Annotated in this window: 20 protein-coding genes; 19 read left to right on the plus strand and 1 reads right to left on the minus strand. The window is 34.1% G+C overall.

Translation table 11 applies throughout. The annotated features are described in order from the left end of the window. Positions 1 to 67 precede the first annotated feature (67 nt). The 10 genes from yycF (at position 68) to CD003_RS19420 (ending at position 9,907) form a co-directional block, all read left to right on the plus strand. Complete coding sequence (gene yycF, locus CD003_RS19375) at positions 68 to 772, plus strand: response regulator YycF (protein ID WP_096202911.1); 705 nt, start codon at positions 68 to 70, stop codon at positions 770 to 772. Position 773: 1 nt separating this feature from the next. After that, positions 774 to 2,603 carry a cell wall metabolism sensor histidine kinase WalK gene (gene walK, locus CD003_RS19380; RefSeq protein WP_096202912.1) on the plus strand — a complete coding sequence of 610 codons (1,830 nt, stop codon included), beginning with the start codon at positions 774 to 776 and terminating at the stop codon, positions 2,601 to 2,603. Then, positions 2,596 to 3,912, plus strand: coding sequence for a YycH family regulatory protein (locus CD003_RS19385; RefSeq protein WP_179295632.1), 1,317 nt, complete (start codon positions 2,596 to 2,598; stop codon positions 3,910 to 3,912). The genes walK and CD003_RS19385 overlap by 8 nt, the downstream gene beginning before the upstream one ends. Position 3,913: 1 nt before the next feature. Then, positions 3,914 to 4,681: a two-component system regulatory protein YycI gene (locus tag CD003_RS19390; RefSeq protein WP_096202914.1), complete on the plus strand. Its 768-nt coding sequence runs from the start codon at positions 3,914 to 3,916 to the stop codon at positions 4,679 to 4,681. A gap of 116 nt (positions 4,682 to 4,797) precedes the next feature. Further along, the gene (locus CD003_RS19395; protein ID WP_096202915.1) at positions 4,798 to 5,592 is read left to right on the plus strand and encodes an MBL fold metallo-hydrolase; all 795 of its coding nucleotides are present in this window, start codon (positions 4,798 to 4,800) and stop codon (positions 5,590 to 5,592) included. A gap of 231 nt (positions 5,593 to 5,823) precedes the next feature. After that, a complete protein-coding gene (locus CD003_RS19400; RefSeq protein WP_096202916.1) occupies positions 5,824 to 7,038 on the plus strand; it encodes a S1C family serine protease in 1,215 nt (404 codons plus the stop codon). Positions 7,039 to 7,159: 121 nt separating this feature from the next. Beyond that, on the plus strand, positions 7,160 to 7,312 hold the full coding sequence (locus CD003_RS19405; RefSeq protein WP_096202917.1) for a CxxH/CxxC protein: 153 nt from the start codon (positions 7,160 to 7,162) through the stop codon (positions 7,310 to 7,312). Between the two features lie 65 nt (positions 7,313 to 7,377). Further along, positions 7,378 to 7,863 (plus strand): 23S rRNA (pseudouridine(1915)-N(3))-methyltransferase RlmH, encoded by a 486-nt coding sequence (rlmH, locus tag CD003_RS19410; protein ID WP_096202918.1) that lies wholly within the window; start codon positions 7,378 to 7,380, stop codon positions 7,861 to 7,863. Between the two features lie 344 nt (positions 7,864 to 8,207). Beyond that, entirely contained in the window at positions 8,208 to 8,600 is a 393-nt protein-coding gene (locus CD003_RS19415; RefSeq protein WP_096202919.1) for a TIR domain-containing protein, read from the plus strand. 62 nt (positions 8,601 to 8,662) lie between these two features. Beyond that, positions 8,663 to 9,907, plus strand: coding sequence for a DUF4071 domain-containing protein (locus tag CD003_RS19420; RefSeq protein ID WP_257008398.1), 1,245 nt, complete (start codon positions 8,663 to 8,665; stop codon positions 9,905 to 9,907). A 165-nt stretch (positions 9,908 to 10,072) separates the two neighbouring features. Here CD003_RS19420 and CD003_RS19425 read toward each other — a convergent pair whose 3' ends face one another. Further along, entirely contained in the window at positions 10,073 to 10,477 is a 405-nt protein-coding gene (locus tag CD003_RS19425; RefSeq protein WP_096202920.1) for a 23S rRNA (pseudouridine(1915)-N(3))-methyltransferase RlmH, read from the minus strand. A 176-nt stretch (positions 10,478 to 10,653) separates the two neighbouring features. On the opposite strand from CD003_RS19425, the gene CD003_RS19430 reads away from it, so the two are divergent. The 9 genes from CD003_RS19430 to CD003_RS19465 all read left to right on the plus strand — a co-directional run bounded on the left by CD003_RS19430 (position 10,654) and on the right by CD003_RS19465 (position 17,958). Further along, positions 10,654 to 11,091, plus strand: coding sequence for a hypothetical protein (locus CD003_RS19430; RefSeq protein WP_096202921.1), 438 nt, complete (start codon positions 10,654 to 10,656; stop codon positions 11,089 to 11,091). Positions 11,092 to 11,241: 150 nt separating this feature from the next. Continuing rightward, entirely contained in the window at positions 11,242 to 11,568 is a 327-nt protein-coding gene (locus CD003_RS19435; protein WP_096202922.1) for a hypothetical protein, read from the plus strand. A gap of 28 nt (positions 11,569 to 11,596) precedes the next feature. Then, positions 11,597 to 11,968 carry a hypothetical protein gene (locus CD003_RS19440; RefSeq protein ID WP_096202923.1) on the plus strand — a complete coding sequence of 124 codons (372 nt, stop codon included), beginning with the start codon at positions 11,597 to 11,599 and terminating at the stop codon, positions 11,966 to 11,968. 692 nt (positions 11,969 to 12,660) lie between these two features. Continuing rightward, the gene (locus CD003_RS19445) at positions 12,661 to 13,455 is read left to right on the plus strand and encodes a hypothetical protein (protein ID WP_096202924.1); all 795 of its coding nucleotides are present in this window, start codon (positions 12,661 to 12,663) and stop codon (positions 13,453 to 13,455) included. Then, on the plus strand, positions 13,442 to 14,404 hold the full coding sequence (locus CD003_RS19450) for a DNA adenine methylase (protein WP_096202925.1): 963 nt from the start codon (positions 13,442 to 13,444) through the stop codon (positions 14,402 to 14,404). Before CD003_RS19445 ends, CD003_RS19450 begins: the two co-directional genes overlap by 14 nt. Before the next feature lie 370 nt (positions 14,405 to 14,774). Then, the gene (locus CD003_RS19455; protein ID WP_096202926.1) at positions 14,775 to 15,296 is read left to right on the plus strand and encodes a recombinase family protein; all 522 of its coding nucleotides are present in this window, start codon (positions 14,775 to 14,777) and stop codon (positions 15,294 to 15,296) included. A 119-nt stretch (positions 15,297 to 15,415) separates the two neighbouring features. Then, positions 15,416 to 16,093 carry a hypothetical protein gene (locus CD003_RS19460; protein ID WP_096202927.1) on the plus strand — a complete coding sequence of 226 codons (678 nt, stop codon included), beginning with the start codon at positions 15,416 to 15,418 and terminating at the stop codon, positions 16,091 to 16,093. A gap of 306 nt (positions 16,094 to 16,399) precedes the next feature. Continuing rightward, a complete protein-coding gene (locus CD003_RS22030; RefSeq protein WP_179295633.1) occupies positions 16,400 to 16,558 on the plus strand; it encodes a hypothetical protein in 159 nt (52 codons plus the stop codon). A gap of 977 nt (positions 16,559 to 17,535) precedes the next feature. Continuing rightward, on the plus strand, positions 17,536 to 17,958 hold the full coding sequence (locus CD003_RS19465; protein ID WP_096202928.1) for a hypothetical protein: 423 nt from the start codon (positions 17,536 to 17,538) through the stop codon (positions 17,956 to 17,958). Positions 17,959 to 17,979 lie beyond the last annotated feature (21 nt).

Genomic DNA, 17,979 nt, shown 5'->3' on the forward strand with positions numbered 1-17,979 from the left:
TGAAAGAAAGGTCTTGTGTGTTAAAATATGAGAGAGTAATGAAAAGAGATATGGGAGCGGATAAATGATGGGAAAACGTATTTTAGTTGTAGATGATGAAAAGCCTATTGCTGATATATTGAAATTCAATCTTGAAAAAGAGGGTTTTGATGTCGTTTGTGCATACGATGGACTCGAAGCGATACAGCAAGTAGAGAAGGAACGACCGGAATTGATCTTACTCGATATTATGCTTCCACATAAAGATGGTATGGAAGTTTGTCGTGAGGTACGTAAACATCATGATATGCCGATCATTATGCTAACAGCAAAAGATTCAGAAATAGATAAGGTACTTGGCTTGGAGCTAGGTGCAGATGATTATGTAACAAAGCCTTTTAGTACGAGAGAGTTAATCGCAAGGGTGAAGGCTAATCTCCGAAGACATCAAACAAGGATAGATGAGCAACAAACAAGCAAAGAAATTGTCGTTGGTGATTTAATCATTCAACCAGATGCATACCTTGTGAAAAAGAGAGATGAAACAATTGAGCTGACTCACAGGGAGTTTGAACTCGTTCATTATTTAGCTAAGCATATAGGACAAGTAATGACGAGAGAGCATTTATTACAAGCTGTTTGGGGTTATGATTATTTTGGCGATGTAAGAACAGTTGATGTAACGGTTCGTAGACTTCGGGAAAAAGTAGAAGACAATCCTAGCTATCCTTGTTGGATTATTACGAGAAGAGGGGTTGGCTATTACCTAAAACATCCTGAACAGGAGAATTAATATGGATAGAAAAGTCGGTTTCTTTAAATCGATACAATTTAAATTAATTATTATATATCTGTTGCTAATTTTGATTGTGTTACAAATTATTGGTGTATATTTTACTAGACAATTGGAACTTCAGCTTGTTTCGAATTACGATACGATGCTAGAGGAACGGGCCAATTTACTAGCCTTTAATATAGAACAAGAAATGACAAAACCACGTGATGATGGAGCATCATTAGGAAGAGATATTAATGTTCTTTTGCGAGAGTTTTTTACAATTGAAAACTCAGAAGTACAAGTTATTGACCAGAATAAAGTAGTGATTAGTACATCGAACCTATTAAATCGTCATATTGTAGGACAACAAATCACAGAAGTTCGAGTGAAGCGTGCATTAGTAGGAACGAAGGATGAAGCAATTTTGCGTGACCCACAAACAGGTCATCGAATGCGAATATTGGCCTTACCAATCAAATCTGACAATGATACAATTGGTGCTATTTATGTAAAAGCATCAATGGAAGAAATATATGAACAAATGCAACAGATCAATAATATATTGGCGAGTGGAACAGCGATTGCTTTGGGGATTACAGCCTTACTAGTTATTTTAATTGCTAGAACGATAACGGTCCCTATTAAGGAAATGAGAAAAATAGCTCAAAGAATGGGCTACGGTGATTTCTCTAAAAAAGTAAAAGTGTTTAGTAACGATGAAATTGGGCAACTTGCTATGTCCTTTAATGATTTAACTATGAAATTAAAAGAGGCAAATGCTACAACAGATAGGGAAAAGAAAAAGCTTAGCTCTGTATTAACACATATGACAGATGGTGTAATTGCTACTGACCAATTTGGTAAGATTATTTTAGCGAATACAAGAGCGGGAGAGCTCCTTAGTATGGAAAATGAGGAAGTTATCGGTGCATCCTTATCAGATATTTTACGACTATCCGAAACCTTCGCATCTGATAGTCTCCATGATTATTCCGAGTCTATCTTATTAGATTTCAGTAATGAAGAGAGAGACTATATGCTAGAGGCTAACTTCTCTGTGATTCAAAAGGATAATGGACCAATAACGGGTTTGATTACGGTTCTTCATGATGTGACAGAACAAGAGAAAATTGAGCAAGAACGTAAAGAATTTGTTGCCAATGTTTCACATGAACTACGAACCCCATTAACGACGATGCGTAGCTATTTAGAAGCTCTAGCAGATGGAGCAATAGAGGATAAAGAAATTGCACCTAAGTTTCTACAAGTGACACAGGATGAAACGGAGCGAATGATCCGCTTAGTTAATGCTTTATTGCAGCTTTCTAAGATTGATAGTAAAGATTATCAACTATCATTTCAAACAACAGACCTAAATGAGCTATTGCATCATATTATAGATCGATTTGAGATGATTGCTAAGGACCAGGATATTGAGTTTGTTCGCTATATTCCATCCTATGAGTCAGTTGTTCACTTAGACCGGGATAAGATTACTCAAGTATTAGATAACATTATTTCTAATGCGATGAAGTATTCACCGCCTAAGGGTAAAGTTACCGTCCATTTATTGCATCAAGGACATAATGTTCGTGTAAGTGTTTCTGATGAAGGTGTCGGGATACCAAGAGAAAGCCAATCGAAAATATTTGACCGATTTTATCGTGTAGATAAGGCTCGTGCGAGAAATATTGGAGGTACTGGACTTGGTCTTGCCATAGCAAAAGAATTAGTTCATGCGCATGGGGGAGAAATTTGGGTTCAAAGTGAAAATGGACAAGGAACAACGATTTTCTTTACACTTCCGTATTCAATTTTTAGGGAGGGGGAAATCCACCATGTTTGATAAGGCAAAGACGATCATTTTAATATTACTTATTGTTTTAAGTATCGTATTGACATGGCAATTATGGACCTTCCAACCTGATTATGCATTGCTCGAAGATACGGGATATATTACAAATGAACCAATTAGTGAAGAGCGTAAGTTACGCGAAGTAATCGTTCCGAGGCAAATGGTTATACATGATAATGAAGCATTATTAAAAGTTCCAGCTACGAATAGAGAATTTACTGAGCTTCTAGACACTTTTTATGGTGCAAAATTGGAGCAATTCACTTCCATTAATGAAGTACCAAGCCAGAATTTCATTGATGAAGCAGTAGAGCTTATTCTACCAGTACAGCTTCCTAGTGAAATACTTTTAAACTTATTTGAAGTAGCCGAAGCAGATAGGGTGTTTCCAATAAACCATGTTGATAGATTGATTTTTTATAAAAATACAATATTAGATCGAGTCCAAGTACGCCTTGTTTCATATGGAGAAGGACGAATTATTGAAGCTTTAACAGATATTCAAATGGCAGACATAACCTTTAATACAGAAGGTTATATTCCAGTGTTTCCTTATCAGGTAGGGTATCGAGCCAATGATGAGAGCTACCAACCAACAATCTATTTACCGTTAGAGGAAGTGGAACAGAAATCGGTATCCTATACGTCTACGTTAATACCTTTCACTCACTTTAAACAATTATTCTTTAGTGAGCCAACTTCCGTAAAATATCATCGTCAAGATGATGGTGAAGAGTCTTACACTGATGGAAATCGAATGTTAAATATTATTGGTAATGGAAACTTCATGGACTATATTAATCCTGTATATACTGATAACCTTGAAAGAGGGAGTAAGCATATTATCCAAAGCAGTTTTGAGTTTATTAATGCTCATGGAGGGTGGACGGATCAATATCAGCTATTTGACTGGTCGGGAGACCAACCAACTAAAGATGAAGCGGAATACCGTTTGAATTTAAATGGGTTACCTGTTCTAAGTGTATCAGGAGATGATTTAATGTCACTAACTGTTTCTAGAGCAGGAAATCAAACGGCAAGGTATGCAAGGCCGTTATTTGATTTAGATGTCAATCCAATTGATACAAAAAAGGAAACATTACCATCTGGCGAAGTTTTAATTGAAGCATTAGAGCAATGGGAATTCTATGACCGTTCTAGATTAGAACAAGCTGTGATAGGTTACGAAATGAAAAAACGAAATGCTATTGTTACTGTCGAACCACATTGGTATATTTTATACAATGGTGTTTGGCAAAGAGTCCCTTTTCAAGAAATAAATGAACGAGAGGGTAACTAAAATGGACTGGAGTAGAACAAAAACCATTTTCATTGTTGCTTTTTTGCTAGTAAATATATTTTTGACCTATCAATTAAAGGAAAAAAATAATGAGATAAGCTTAATGGTTGAAGCAACAATTCAAGAGATACTAACTGAAATGAATGTAACCATAGAAGCTGACGTTGTGGAAGAGTTCCCAATAGGAGTTTATATAGTTGGGAAACAAAAGCCATTTAGTGAAGAAGAATTGGTAGGGGAGCTTCAGAATCAGGAAATATCAATTATAAATGAAACATTTCTAAATTCAAAGTTAACAGAGCCTTATCCAGTTCAAGTAGAAGAAATAGCATTGGATGTAGATAATTTCCTACGGACTCACGTTCATAGAGGAGATGAGTATCGCTTTGGTTCCTATGACGAAGAGCGAAATGAAATTATAGTTCATCAAATGTACGAAGATAAAAAAACATTTTCCTATGAAGAAATCCAGTTAGTTTTAACTTTAAATAATGAAAATGATATTACAAGCTATCAACAATATTATTTAGAGCTTGAAGAACAAGGTAGGGAACAAGAAATTGTTGCTGCACTCAAGGCAATTGAGATTCTATTAAATGAACGAATCATTGTAGCGAACCAAACTATTTCAACGATTGAATTTGGTTATTATAGCTTATTTAAACCGTTAGGTGATGTTCAAGTGTTTGCTCCAATGTGGAAAATAACAGTGGAAGATGAAAGTTATTTGGTTAATGCTATTGACGGATCAATTCAGCAATTCAATTAAACAAAGCTAGTTACTTGTTCGTTTTTGATTAGGTATGTTTGTACTATAGGACAGTTGTCATGCGGTTGGATTTCCCAACCGCATGATATATTTTAGTAGCACATGGAGTGGTTGGAATGAGTTTACAATTTAGTGTATTAGCTAGTGGCAGTACCGGAAATGCTATCTATGTGGCAACAGATAATCATAGATTACTAATAGATGCGGGGTTAAGTGGTAAGAAGATGGAAGAGCTGATGGAGAAGGCAGGTTGTGATCCAGGACAGCTAGATGGAATTTTAGTTACTCATGAGCATAGTGATCATATTAAAGGAGTTGGAATTTTAGCTAGAAAATACAGTCTCCCGATTTATGCTAATAAGAAAACATGGAATGCGATGGAGAATAACCTTGGAACAATTCCTTTAGACCAGCGTTTTCACTTTGAAATGGAAGAAGTTAAGACCTTTGCAGATTTAGATGTAGAATCGTTTGGTGTATCTCATGATGCAGCTGAACCAATGTTTTATGTATTTCATCATAATGGAAAAAAGCTTGTGCTAGCTACAGATTTAGGGTATGTAAGTGACCGAATTAAAGGAACGATTAAGGGCGCAGATGCTTTTATTTTTGAAGCAAATCATGATTTAAATATGCTTCGAATGGGTAAATATCCTTGGAATGTGAAGCGAAGAATTCTAAGTGATGTAGGGCATGTCTCTAATGAGGATGCTGGATATGCATTAGCTGAGGTAATCGGGGATAATCGACCTAGTGTTTATCTTGCTCATTTAAGCAAAGATAACAATATGAAGGACCTAGCAAGAATGACAGTCCAACAAGTGTTAGAGGAAAAAGGGATTATTATTGGTGAACAGGCTCGACTATATGATACAGATCCATCAAAACCAACAGAGCTAACTTTGGTTTAAAATTGGACTCTCATGGGAAAAATCTATGATAGGTGTGTGAAATTATCAAAATGCCATTAAGATGATAGATTTTTACTATATAGAGGATATAATAAAATCAAAAGTAATTGTAGTGATTCAACTACTATATAAGTGAAAAATGGTGTTTTTCTTTAATTGTTCATTACTATTAGTAAATTTTAAAAAAGCTTTTGGTAAATGAATTTTTAGGAGAAGGATGGTGAATTGATCATGGGTTATTATGATCAACAATATGAACCTCAAACAAGAAGTAATAAAGGAAGTCGCAGAGGTTATGGCTTAGCGGCCTTTGGCGGAGCTGTACTAGGTGGATTACTTGTTTTATTTATGGCGCCAATAGTGTTCCAGACCGGCTGGGGTCCGTCAACAGGTACTGAACCTTCAATGATTAGCCCTTCAGAACAGCAACCAGCAGGACTTGAACAAACTGTTAATCTATCGGTTAATTCCGATATAACAGAAGCAGTGGAAAAAGTATCAAGTGCGGTTGTTGGAGTTATTAATTTGAGACAGTCTAGCTTTTGGGCAGACTCTGGAGCAGATGAAGGAACTGGCTCAGGAGTTATTTATAAAAACTCAGGAGATAGAGCTTTTGTTGTTACAAATCATCACGTAATAGAAGGCGCAAATGAAATCGAAGTCAGCTTAAGTGATGGAACAAGAGTTGAGGCTAAACTTCTCGGTACAGATGTCATTACTGATTTAGCTGTGCTTGAAATAGATGGAGCAGAAGTATCGAATGTTGCTGAGTTTGGTAATTCAGAATCACTAAGAGTAGGAGAGCCAGCAATTGCAATTGGTAATCCATTAGGTCTTCGATTTTCAAGTACTGTAACACAAGGAATCATTAGTGCAAAAGACCGAAGCATTCCTGTGGATCTAACAGGAAACAGACAAGTTGACTGGCATGCAGAAGTATTACAAACAGATGCAGCAATTAACCCTGGTAATAGTGGGGGAGCACTTATTAATATTCATGGTCAAGTTATAGGGATTAATTCAATGAAGATTGCCCAAAGTTCAGTAGAGGGGATTGGATTTGCAATCCCAACAGCAATTGCGGTTCCTGTCATTGAGGATTTAGAGCGATTTGGTGAAGTGCAACGCCCACAAATGGGTGTAGGAATTAGATCACTATCTGAAATTCCAGGCTACCATTGGCAAGAAACATTGAATTTACCGTCAGAAGTAAAAGCAGGTGTATTCGTTACAAGTATTTCACCAATGTCACCAGCAGAAAAAGCTGGCCTAAAGGAATACGATGTAATTGTTGAAATTGACGGTACATCAATTGATGATGGTCATGAATTACGAAAGTATTTGTACACAAAAACAAAAATTGGCGATACAGTTGAAGTCGTTTTCTATCGTGAAGGAAAACGAGAAACAACAACACTTCAATTAACAGAACAACAAAGTTTTTAACATGTGGATAAACAGAGGAAGGGAAATGACCTTTCTCTGTTTTTTTTGATTATTAGAGAAATATCGAGAAGAGACTTTACACATGCTATAATGTAACAATGGATATGAAGGGTGTGAAGATATGTATTATAGCTGTCAAGAACATATTGAATTAGCAATGGATCATGTTATAGATGAACAAGAAGTACCACCAGTTATTGAGAAAGTTGAAGGTGGTTTATCCACAGTTTGTAGTTTCTGTAATGGAACAGCCATATACGTTGTCAAGGAATAAACTTGTCAACATGTTGATATGTGGATAAGTTCTGGGGATAACTATTTTATGAAGGTGGAAAGTGTGTGAATATCTCAATTATTACGGTTGGAAAACTGAAAGAGAAATATTTAAAAGCAGGCATTAGTGAATACATAAAACGATTAGGCTCTTATGCAAAAGTAGAAATTACTGAAGTGCCAGATGAAAAAGCACCAGAGCAATTAAGTGAAATTGAAATGGAACAAGTAAAGAAAAAAGAGGGGGAGCGAATCTTAGCAAAGATTCACCCCGATACATATGTCATTGCATTAGCAATCGAAGGAAGCATGTGGAGTTCAGAACGTTTAGCAAAGGAACTAGACAACCTAGCGACGTATGGCAAAAGCAAGGTGGCCTTTGTTATTGGTGGGTCGTTAGGATTAAGTGATGAAGTACTTAAACGCTCAGATGATCAGCTGTCGTTTTCAAAGATGACATTTCCACACCAGCTAATGAGGCTTGTATTAGTGGAGCAGATTTATCGGGCGTTTAGGATTAATCGAGGGGATGCTTACCACACCAAACCCTAAACAAATATTTGATGTTGATTTTGATACAATAGCATTTAATTTAGTAATTGAAAATGGCAAAATCATAAATGTAAATAGAACAATAAGTTAGACAGTAGGTAAGCAAAATAGATAGCCGGCTCACTTAGATGTGCAAACAATTAAATATCATTGTGAGGGTACATGTCATTTAGCATTTAAATTCTTTTCATTTTATTATAGATATACTAGGTTGTGATTTGGTTTATACCTATATTCGACAAAGTATTTTATGCTTTTCCTTTCTTTTACAAATTTAGTGAGATAAAATAGTATTTAGAATCTAGTGATAATTTTTTCAATGTATTAACTAAGGGGGAAAAGAAATGCCAAATGTAGTTTTTTTTAGCTTTAAAGAGGAAGATAGGGGAGTAGTACTAACTATAAAGGGAAGAGCTGTTAATTCTAATTATTCTGGGTTGAACTTCAAAGTTAAAGACCTTTTAAAACGGTGGAAGACCGAAGATGAAGCTGTAATTAAACAAGCAATTTCAAAGTCAATCTCTGGAACCTCAAGAACAATCGTATTTGTTGGAGAAAAAACTCATACTAGTTATTGGGTTCCACACGAGGTTAAGATGACTTTAGATGCAAAGAAACCTGTTTATGCAATACGATTAAAGGATACCAATGGTAAAGTCCCAAAATGTTTATCTGATAATGGGATACATGTATATGCATGGAGTGAGGAAAGACTTCAGGATTTAGCAACTAGATAGAAATATAGATTTGCTCCATTTTGGAGCATTTTTACTTTGGGAACAATGAAGGAGGTAAACAGATGAGTAAAATAGGTACATGTTTTGTCATAATGGGATACGGTGTCAAAACGGACCCAACAACAGGTAGGGACCTTAATTTAGATAAAACATATAAAAATATTATAAAACCAGCAGCAGAAGAAGCAGGATTGGAATGTATTAGAGCAGATGAAGTTAAACACTCTGGCACAATTGATGTCCCAATGTATAAGCTATTAATAAGTGCTGATGTAGTAATAGCTGATTTATCTACCAATAATTCTAATGCTTTTTATGAACTTGGAGTAAGACATGCGTTACGTCCTAAAACAACGATTGCTATAGCTGAAAACAAGCTTAAACCACCGTTTGATATTAATCATACTGTTATTCACTCATATGAACATTTAGGAATAGACATAGGGTATGATGAAGTTCTTCGGTTTAGGGAAAAACTTGTTAGTACTCTAAATACAATTTTGACTAACAAGGAAGTCGATAGCCCAGTTTATACATATTTAAAGAATTTAAAACCGCCTGTTTTTGAAGACACAAATGAAGACTCATCTTTTAGTAGTAATAATGAGCCAAAGGAGACGTTAGGAAGTATCATCGAAAGTGCAGTAAATGCATTAGAGAAGGATGAATTTTTAACTGCAAAATCTCTTTTTCAAATAGCCAATTCTATTGACCCACAAAATGATTTTATCTTACATAAGCTAGCTCTATCAACATATAAAAGTAAGTCTCCAAGTCATGTAGAGGCTTTAAAAGAGGCCTTATTAATTATTAAGCCACTTGATTTAGATAATACAACAGACCCTGAAACTCTTGGAATTGCTGGTGCTGTTTTTAAACGACTATGGGAGGAATTAAAGGAAGTTGCATATTTAGATAAGTCTATTTCCTATTATGAAAAAGGTTTTTACATAAAAAATGATTACTATAATGGGATAAATCTAGCATATTTATACAATGTAAGAGGAAGTATCGCTGATGATAGTAATAACTTAATTGCTGATTATATAATTGCAAATAGAGTTAGATGTAAAGTGATTAACATATGTGAAAGGCTTTATGGCGATGCTAATTTTACGGACCGAAGTGACCAGTACTGGATTGTTGCGACTTTAGAGGAAGCATATTTTGGTATCCGTGATACAGAAAAGTATATCGAAAAAAGTGAAGTTGCCAAATCACTTTCAAAAGAAAATTGGGAAAGAGAAACAACTGAAGTACAGATTTCAAAAATTGAAACATTACTTGAAAAATCCCCTTTGAAATGAAGAAACTCTTGCAAAAAACATAAGATAAAACATGATATTTATTATTGAACAAGGAGCTTTGATTTCCAAGCTCCTTGCTTTGTTGATATTTATCGTTTTTTAGGGGGATTCCCTTAAAAAATAAATATTTATCTGAAACGTGCACTCGTTCCAAAGTAGTCATACTTATTTGTGATAGGGTTGATTATGCAAGATGCGATAAGCTCGATAAATCTGTTCAAACATAACCATTGTTTTTAAACCAATATCCATTTCCATTGGACTTATGTTAATGATCTCATCAGTAATTAAATTCTCTGTTCCCATTATAATAACCACATCCGACCTTCCTGAAATACCAAAGCTATCTATTTTTTCCGAAAGACCCTCAGAGCTAATCAACTCTTCCTTGCCAGTTGACACAAGGATTTTATATTGCTTATCGGTGATTTTCTTTAAGAGTGATTCCTCATTTTTAAACTTCTGTAATTTTATTTTACAGTACCTACTCAAACGCTTTTCATATTCTTTTATTCCTTCAAGATAAAACTTTTCAATTTTGTCACCTATTATATAAACTTTAAAGTTCACGGCAAGATCTCCATTTTTCTTTTATTGTACAAGATAAGTATTCAATGTTCAAAAAGAAACTAAATAAAAATAAAGAAATAACCATATTTCGAGATATAGTTTCCCACAAATTTTATATTACCATGATATACGTATCCGTTATTCAGCGAAAATAAAAACAACTAGTGGGTGATAAAATGCTTGAAGGGGTTAACAAAGATTCTTTAATCGGGTTATGGTCATATACGGAAGAAAGGTGTTTAGTGTCAAAGCAAATTTTGTTTTTAGATAACGGATTAGGATTTTTTACATGGCAAAGCATTGATGATAATAGATACATTGAGTCATTTTCATGGAAAATTAAAGATGGCTACCTAAACGTACAGACTAAAGGTTTGTACTATCTAAGTTTTGGTGATTTTTTGTATGGGTTCCCTCATAAAAAGTCAGTGTTAATAGACAGAGAAATCAAGGTCAAGTTAACTGGAAGTGAAAAAACAAGTGATCAGAACATTCAAAGGTCAAAGGAATTTCCACTAAAACTCCACGCTATATGTACTGGTAATTTTAAATATGAAAAGAAAAGTATTGCAAATGCAGTTTTAAATAGACTTTATGAAGAAGGAATTATTTAAAATCAATTTAAAGAATAGTTAAATATTTCAAAAAAATGTGTAGGAAGGTGCTTTAAAACTTAGCACCTTCTTTTACTTTATCTATCTCTTTTTTCAAGTTATAGTATGACAAAGCAAATTTCCTATAACCTTTGGAGAGGAATGTGATTAATGTTGGAATTTCCTTTAGAAATTACGAAAGAGGCTATTTTTAACCGTTATCCTTGGTCGAAGCCAATCAATTTAGAGTTAGCTGATGATGAGCAGGAATTTTTCTGTGATCCAACTCCTTGGTCTTTTAATCCACCACAGTTAAAAATGATATATGTAATGTTAGGTGAAGTCGAAGAATGGTATGTCAAGCGAGACTTACCTATTCAGGTAAAGATATTTGAAATCAAGGAAGTAATGGGCCATATATTTGTAGAAATGATTTGTGGGAACTCGGAAGTTGAGCAGATTTTTGAAAAATTTAGAAATATTAACCTTGGTTATTAGTGTTTTAATTATAAAAGGGTGATGTTGCATGGGCAAGATATCGCAGAAAACAATATTAGTTAAATTCCCTTGGGCTAAACCGCAGCCGTTATTTAATGAAATTGATACTCAGGAAGATGTGACTAATAATAATTTTGATTGGAATTTAAATGAACAGCAACTATATCTAGTTGAGGGACTACTTGAAGAAATACATTCATTCTTTAAAAACCGAGACCAATCAATAGATGTAAAAATTTACTATATAGGTGAATTGTTTGATAGGTTGCACATTGATTTCTCAAGTAACACACGAGAGGTATTCATGATAATGGATAAATACAAACAATTTTCTGAAGAGATACTATTAAATGAAGATGATGAAACAGAACAGGATGAAGACTATGATGATATATTCTAGATGTCGTAAAAAGCGACATCTAAATTTTTATGGATGAGTATTTTGTGTTTAGGTGAATCTAGTCATTTAAAATTTATAGTTATTAGCCAAAGTCTTTTAAGGAAAGAAATTATCAAAAATTTTTTTGAGAATAGAATAATTCACGAGAATCATTTGGATAATAGATATATTGACTAAGGATAGGCTTGCCTACAAAGTAATAATAATTAAAACTATTTCGATTACATCATATTAACTCAAGCTATTTGAGCAATATAGCATATCATGATCAACTCAACCTATTCCTTCTTTCACCGAGTTTCTTCTTTTAATCTGATCCTGCCGCAGTAAGCCACTAAAACCACTGGTTCCACACCCACCACGAAACCACATATTCCAAGTCAGTCACATTGAACCATATATCAACTTTTCAGGAGGAGCGTTAAGCGTTCCTCTTTTTGTATTTTGAAAGATTACTTTGAGTTATGGTAACGAAAGTTGTAAATAGGACATGCAGCTTATATAGGGGTACACAGAATATCAAGGGACGACATGACGAAATTAATGGGACATAGGATAAAAGCTACCATAAAAATTTTTAATCACTCATCTATTTCAAGAGATGAGGTATAGAAGGGCGAGGCTAATTAGGTGTAATCGAGTTGGTTTTATACCTAGGACAACCTTAGCTCAACTATTTGGAGTGAAAAAGCATGGTCAAAAGTTTGAATGGTAAAGGAAAAAGTGGAAGTCGGAATCAAGATTTACTTAAAGACGTGAAATTTGAAGATCTTTATAATGTTAGGCTCCTTAGGGGGAAACATCCTAATTTTACTAAAGAAACTTATGTAGTTTTATTTGAATCAAATCTTGCAGGGAATTATGTTAACTCCTATTTACTTCATGAGTTATCTAAAAATGAAGTAAGTAATAGTACTGCGGCTGAAGCTTTTGCAGATTTAGAAGTTAGTGGGTATATAACAAGACAGATTTTTTCTGATATGGTTACTTATGCAAACTTTTTAAAACTACATGGTGAGTTTGAACAGGTTGAAAATTTAATTCCATATTTAGGGGATGCTTGTGACTCATCAGAGTCATTGGATAACTTAAAGCAATTTGAGAATTATATATTAGCCAATCTTGAAAACATACCACATCTATCAAATGGTACATTTGATCCAAAGTCACATGGTGCAGTTATTCTTGATAGAGAAGAAACTGTGGAAAAGTATGATGGAGTGTCTGTAGGGGTAACTAAAAATACTTTAATGAATCTATTCATTGAAGGTTATGATGAGTCTGGTAAGTCAAACGATAATCATTTAAACGGTCGTCTGAAAGCAATCATCAAAGGATGGATCGCAAAGGGAATTTGTATATCTAAAACAACAGGTCGAAATCAAGAAGTAATTTATAAACCATCAAAAGAAATTGGTAGTGTGAAGTTGTATGTTATTCATTGTCCAAGAGTAGAAGAGGAGGTTGTAAAGAATGACCGTAACTAACATGAAGTCTTATGAATGGGGTATGGGGAGACCAGTTCTCTCCGTCATTCCATATGTTGGTGGGAAGAAGGGGCTTGTGCGAAATATTAATCCCATTATCCACTGGTGTGCCGAGACATTTGGTTTAAAGGGATTAATTGAGGGATCAGCTGGTGGAGCTAGGATGATGTTAAATACAAATCCAGCCATGTTTGAGCATAGAATTTTAAATGATGTCGACCTCTCTCTTTGTAAGATGTATGCTGTCCTCGGTGATGACATTTTAGTCTATGAACTTATTGAAAAATTGCACAATCTTGGTTATTCCGAGGAGGTATTCAATAAAGCGGTATTAGATAGAGAACTAGATGGTGAACTAGCTGATAGAGATATCTACGAGAGAACATCTGATTGGGTAACTGCAGCTGCACATACGTATATATGTGCGCTTCAAAGTAGAGCTGCAAATATGAAATCGTATGATTACTTTTCCGAATGGTTACACAGGGGTTCATATTTTGAAAGAATTAAAGGATTAGATAAATTTCTGCCTATACTGTCTGACGTTGAGGTGACACATGGGGATTGTTTGGACCTAGTTGACGAATATTATGACCGATCCGATTATTTTATGTATCAGGATATGCCTTATGTTCCTGAAACAATGGAGAGTGAGAACCACTATAAGTATAACTGTTCAAGAGAGAAACATGAGATTTTAATAGATAAAATGATTGGAACGAAAATGAAGGTAGCATCTAGCAGTTACGCCAGCGACATTTATGACCGACTACTGGATCACGGTTGGAGTAAACTTTTTCTAAAAATGAAACATGTTTCTATGGGAGGTACAGGTCGGATGGCAGCAGAGTATTTGTACATTAACTTTGATTTACCGTACGAATTGGAGTTGAAGGTTTCATCCATCTTACCAATTTTGAATAACAGTAAAACTATGTGTTTCATTTAAAAAGGTAGAGACGATATTTTTGTTGATGGATAAAAATGTAAGTTTTAATTATCATTTAAAAAATTTTTAGAAAAATACCTCTTGGTATTTTTTCCACAATAGCTTCAATTTCGTTTCTATTTTATAAGGGGTTCTTACTACTCTACGGTTGTATTTTAGTCGCTACAATCGCTAACCATTGCCCTTACGTTTCGAGTGGGGTATAGCCTTTAAGTCCAGTAATATCAAGGGTTTTGGGATTTTAATTTATTTGTAGTTTTTTTAGAAAAGACTTTATTTAAGCTATAACTGATGGTAACATACATACAACAAAAATAGTTATTTTATAACAAAAAAGTTAAAATAGGTTATTTTGAGGAGGTGCAAAATAATGCCAAAGAAGTTTGCTTATTTAGGAGCAAGAAAGTTTCAGGAACTAGAATTATTCAAAGGAGTTGCAAAAGCTGACCACTATTATATTGATTTAGTTGATAATGCTGGTCGTTCTGATTTAAAGGAGCTAACTAAAATGTTAGAAACTGTTGATTCTAGTGACACGGTTATAATTCAAAGTTTTACTAATTTCACGTCAAGTCTACAACAAATCTACGAGTATATTATGTACTTCAAACAAAAGGATATTAAACTAGTAATTCTAGACCAAACGTTCAATGAGAAGGCTTTTCTTACAGAGACGGGGTTTCAAATTTTAAAAAATGTTCTTGAACTACAAACAGAATTTGATAGGGAAGAAAACTACAGGTCAAAGAAGGCTGGGAGAGGGTCATATCCAAACGGCTTTTATGAGGCATTTGTGTCTTATAAGAATGGTGAACAAAAAGCGAATGATGCCGCTGAATCTCTAAACATTCCAATTCATCAGTTTTATAATGCGGTAAGGGCTTTTAGTTAAGTTACTAACTGCTGAACAATTTAAGGAGGTGGTAAAGGGTGTAGCAAAAACAATAGCTTTTACCAGTTAGTAAAATACAGGGATTTTAATCGCTGACTTAAAAACAGGAGGTAATTTCCATGGATAGTTATAAAGATATTAAAATCGAAGATGAAGAAGTTGTAGAGCATTGGCGTGAATGGGAAGCTATTGAGGATGAAGAAAGTACTGAAATTGAAATTAAACGTAATTGGGGCGATAAGCAAATCGCATTAGCAACCATGAGAAAACGTAAGAAAAAGCTTGTAGAAGGGGTTTATGAGTCGGTATTTGAAGAGTATACACACCTTGTTCATAGAACAACAGGTAAATGCACCCATTATAATAATCGTAAATATTATCATGAGGTAAGAGGCGAGTGTATCTATTTAATCGATTACTTTACAAAGAAAGAAAAGGTAGTCTATGATGGTAAAGGTTTTATAACGACTTCGGGTGACTGGCTAATGGACAATAAACAGCCATTGAGTGACAAGGATTCTCTTGGAGTTCTATACCCTGTAAGTGATTTAAGAGTAAGTAAGTTATGTTTGAAAAACTCCCAAATCATTACTTCTCTATTTTGGGGTCAGAAAGTAATTGACCAAGCAATCGATGGGGAGAATAGAAGAACACATGATATTAACCATAGGAATTTAGAGCATGACGATGATCGACCTGAAAACTTAGAGATTGTGACACTAGCAGAAAATAACGAGCACCGAAAGATTATGACGAAGCTAAAGAAGGACAAGTTTAAGAAATTGCAAGACGAATAATTGTAGTTCCATTATAGTAGAATAGTTTGAAAAGGAGATTCATTTGGTGAGTAGTACGTATAGTAATTGCAGAACGAAGAAGTGGGATTCACTAGTAGTAAATGTAAAGCGAGGTGTCATCTAGACATCTCGCTATTTTAGTGTTCTTTTTTGGTATTAACCATGTTAGTCAATAAAAGTATGAGTTACATTATTATTATCGTATACTTTATATTCATTCAACACAATGTTGTTCGTTTTTTATATATAAATGTTGAGGTGGTATTCATTTCAAGTTAACTACAGCATTGCTTGATGAGGAGGGGTATGGAGGGTTTTCATTTATTGCAGACAGTAATAACTGATGGAAACGATAGCATTCTTACAATCATAGATAAGCCATTATCTAAGCAGGACATCTTTGTTATTTTTGGTGAAGAAGAATTCAATCAGTTGTTATCAATGATGTTGCCATGGGAATATTAATTTTGGTAAGAGGAAAGAATAGATTCTATTTCACTATTTTGCTTACAATCCGTGACTTCATCGCAAAATAATACAAAAGCATTTGTAAATATTGCAAGTGATTAGCAATTAAAAAGAAAAGACCTTTTCAGTAATACGATAATAAAACTTAGGTATTTCAACCTGTATATAAAAACTGAACACAATGATTATAGCGTTTACTGATATTTGGAGAAACACCGAATACCAAATTATAGCGTTTTTTAAGATGTATATAATTACCGAACACCAGGGAATACAGTTTACCAATATTTATAAAAAATCCGAACACAATACATATCTGATTCCGCAAAAATTTATTAAAAGCGAAAACAATGTTGTTTCTTGTTTAACAATCTGTTTCGACTAAGCAGCTATAAGCATTATGTAATAGTATTATCCTGTTAATATTCTCTGGTTTTGACGTGAAGGGTATTACTTTTGTAAGTTGTGTACCAACATACCATTTGCCACTAAAATGAATAAAAGCAATGAAGAGTTAGGTCGTAGAGATCTAGCTTATTTTTTGTTTATTTATTTCCAGTTCATAAATTTTCCGTCTACTTTAAAAAGGGAAAGTTAGAGTGGTTCAATTTCTGCATGTTAACGGAAGTACATTCAACACATGTTAAAAATCAATGTTGAAAAATGAAGAGTTTTTCTAAGAGAATTTTTCATATTATAGAGAATTAACCAAACAAATATTACAGTACTTGAGATTACACTTAAGCAATTTTTAGATTAGTTTAGATCGGCAATTTTTCTTTTTCGAGAACGCTTGTGGCTCTAGGGGTTAAACAGAAGCAAAATAAGAAAGTAAATTGGATTTACAGTATATTGGAAATTTTCTTTGACCATCTGTTTAATTGCAAAAATGGTATTCTATTTTATTGTTTTAAGATGACTTGTTTTTCTTATGATTCAATCAATATGTTTTGAACTAGAAAGGATGAAAGCGAATGAAGAAGATGTTGCTATGGGAAAAAATACACTCAGCTTTATCAGGAATTGAAGATAAATTAAATTCTCAAAATTACTCTGACGAATCTAGAGAATTAGAAGTCCGTAAGCAATTTGCATTGGCAGAACTGTTTTCAGTCATCGATTTAATCGGTAACCTGACAGAGAATTCAAAAGTTAAGTATGAACTGTGGTTGAACAGAGGATACAAGGGGAAAAAACGAAAAGAAATTTCAGATAGTTTAGGCATGTCAACTGATGCAATAAGAGCCTCAGTTTTGTACTTTGATAATCGGCTAGAATTCTTTGTAGGTGAAAATATAGTTGGCGATATAATGAGCTGTAATTCAAACGAAGAGCTTAAGAAAATTGTAGACCAATTTAGATATAGAGTCGGTTCAATAAAAGCGTACTTTAGATAGTCATAGACACCATCAATTCAG

It is taken from the genome of Bacillus sp. FJAT-45350, from assembly GCF_002335805.1.
Classification (GTDB): domain Bacteria; phylum Bacillota; class Bacilli; order Bacillales; family NISU01; genus FJAT-45350.

Excerpts from the sequence above, each read along its gene's own strand:
- CD003_RS19395 (WP_096202915.1), top strand. The coding sequence starts at position 4,798 with ATGAGTTTACAATTTAGTGTATTAGCTAGTGGCAGTACCGGAAATGCT.
- CD003_RS22030 (WP_179295633.1), top strand. The coding sequence starts at position 16,400 with ATGGAGGGTTTTCATTTATTGCAGACAGTAATAACTGATGGAAACGAT.
- CD003_RS19450 (WP_096202925.1), top strand. The coding sequence starts at position 13,442 with ATGACCGTAACTAACATGAAGTCTTATGAATGGGGTATGGGGAGACCA.
- CD003_RS19430 (WP_096202921.1), top strand. The coding sequence starts at position 10,654 with ATGCTTGAAGGGGTTAACAAAGATTCTTTAATCGGGTTATGGTCATAT.
- CD003_RS19415 (WP_096202919.1), top strand. The coding sequence starts at position 8,208 with ATGCCAAATGTAGTTTTTTTTAGCTTTAAAGAGGAAGATAGGGGAGTA.
- CD003_RS19435 (WP_096202922.1), top strand. The coding sequence starts at position 11,242 with ATGTTGGAATTTCCTTTAGAAATTACGAAAGAGGCTATTTTTAACCGT.
- CD003_RS19385 (WP_179295632.1), top strand. The coding sequence starts at position 2,596 with ATGTTTGATAAGGCAAAGACGATCATTTTAATATTACTTATTGTTTTA.
- CD003_RS19460 (WP_096202927.1), top strand. The coding sequence starts at position 15,416 with ATGGATAGTTATAAAGATATTAAAATCGAAGATGAAGAAGTTGTAGAG.
- CD003_RS19420 (WP_257008398.1), top strand. The coding sequence starts at position 8,663 with ATGAGTAAAATAGGTACATGTTTTGTCATAATGGGATACGGTGTCAAA.
- CD003_RS19465 (WP_096202928.1), top strand. The coding sequence starts at position 17,536 with ATGAAGAAGATGTTGCTATGGGAAAAAATACACTCAGCTTTATCAGGA.
- CD003_RS19455 (WP_096202926.1), top strand. The coding sequence starts at position 14,775 with ATGCCAAAGAAGTTTGCTTATTTAGGAGCAAGAAAGTTTCAGGAACTA.
- CD003_RS19400 (WP_096202916.1), top strand. The coding sequence starts at position 5,824 with ATGGGTTATTATGATCAACAATATGAACCTCAAACAAGAAGTAATAAA.
- CD003_RS19390 (WP_096202914.1), top strand. The coding sequence starts at position 3,914 with ATGGACTGGAGTAGAACAAAAACCATTTTCATTGTTGCTTTTTTGCTA.
- walK (WP_096202912.1), top strand. The coding sequence starts at position 774 with ATGGATAGAAAAGTCGGTTTCTTTAAATCGATACAATTTAAATTAATT.
- CD003_RS19445 (WP_096202924.1), top strand. The coding sequence starts at position 12,661 with ATGGTCAAAAGTTTGAATGGTAAAGGAAAAAGTGGAAGTCGGAATCAA.
- CD003_RS19405 (WP_096202917.1), top strand. The coding sequence starts at position 7,160 with ATGTATTATAGCTGTCAAGAACATATTGAATTAGCAATGGATCATGTT.
- CD003_RS19440 (WP_096202923.1), top strand. The coding sequence starts at position 11,597 with ATGGGCAAGATATCGCAGAAAACAATATTAGTTAAATTCCCTTGGGCT.
- yycF (WP_096202911.1), top strand. The coding sequence starts at position 68 with ATGGGAAAACGTATTTTAGTTGTAGATGATGAAAAGCCTATTGCTGAT.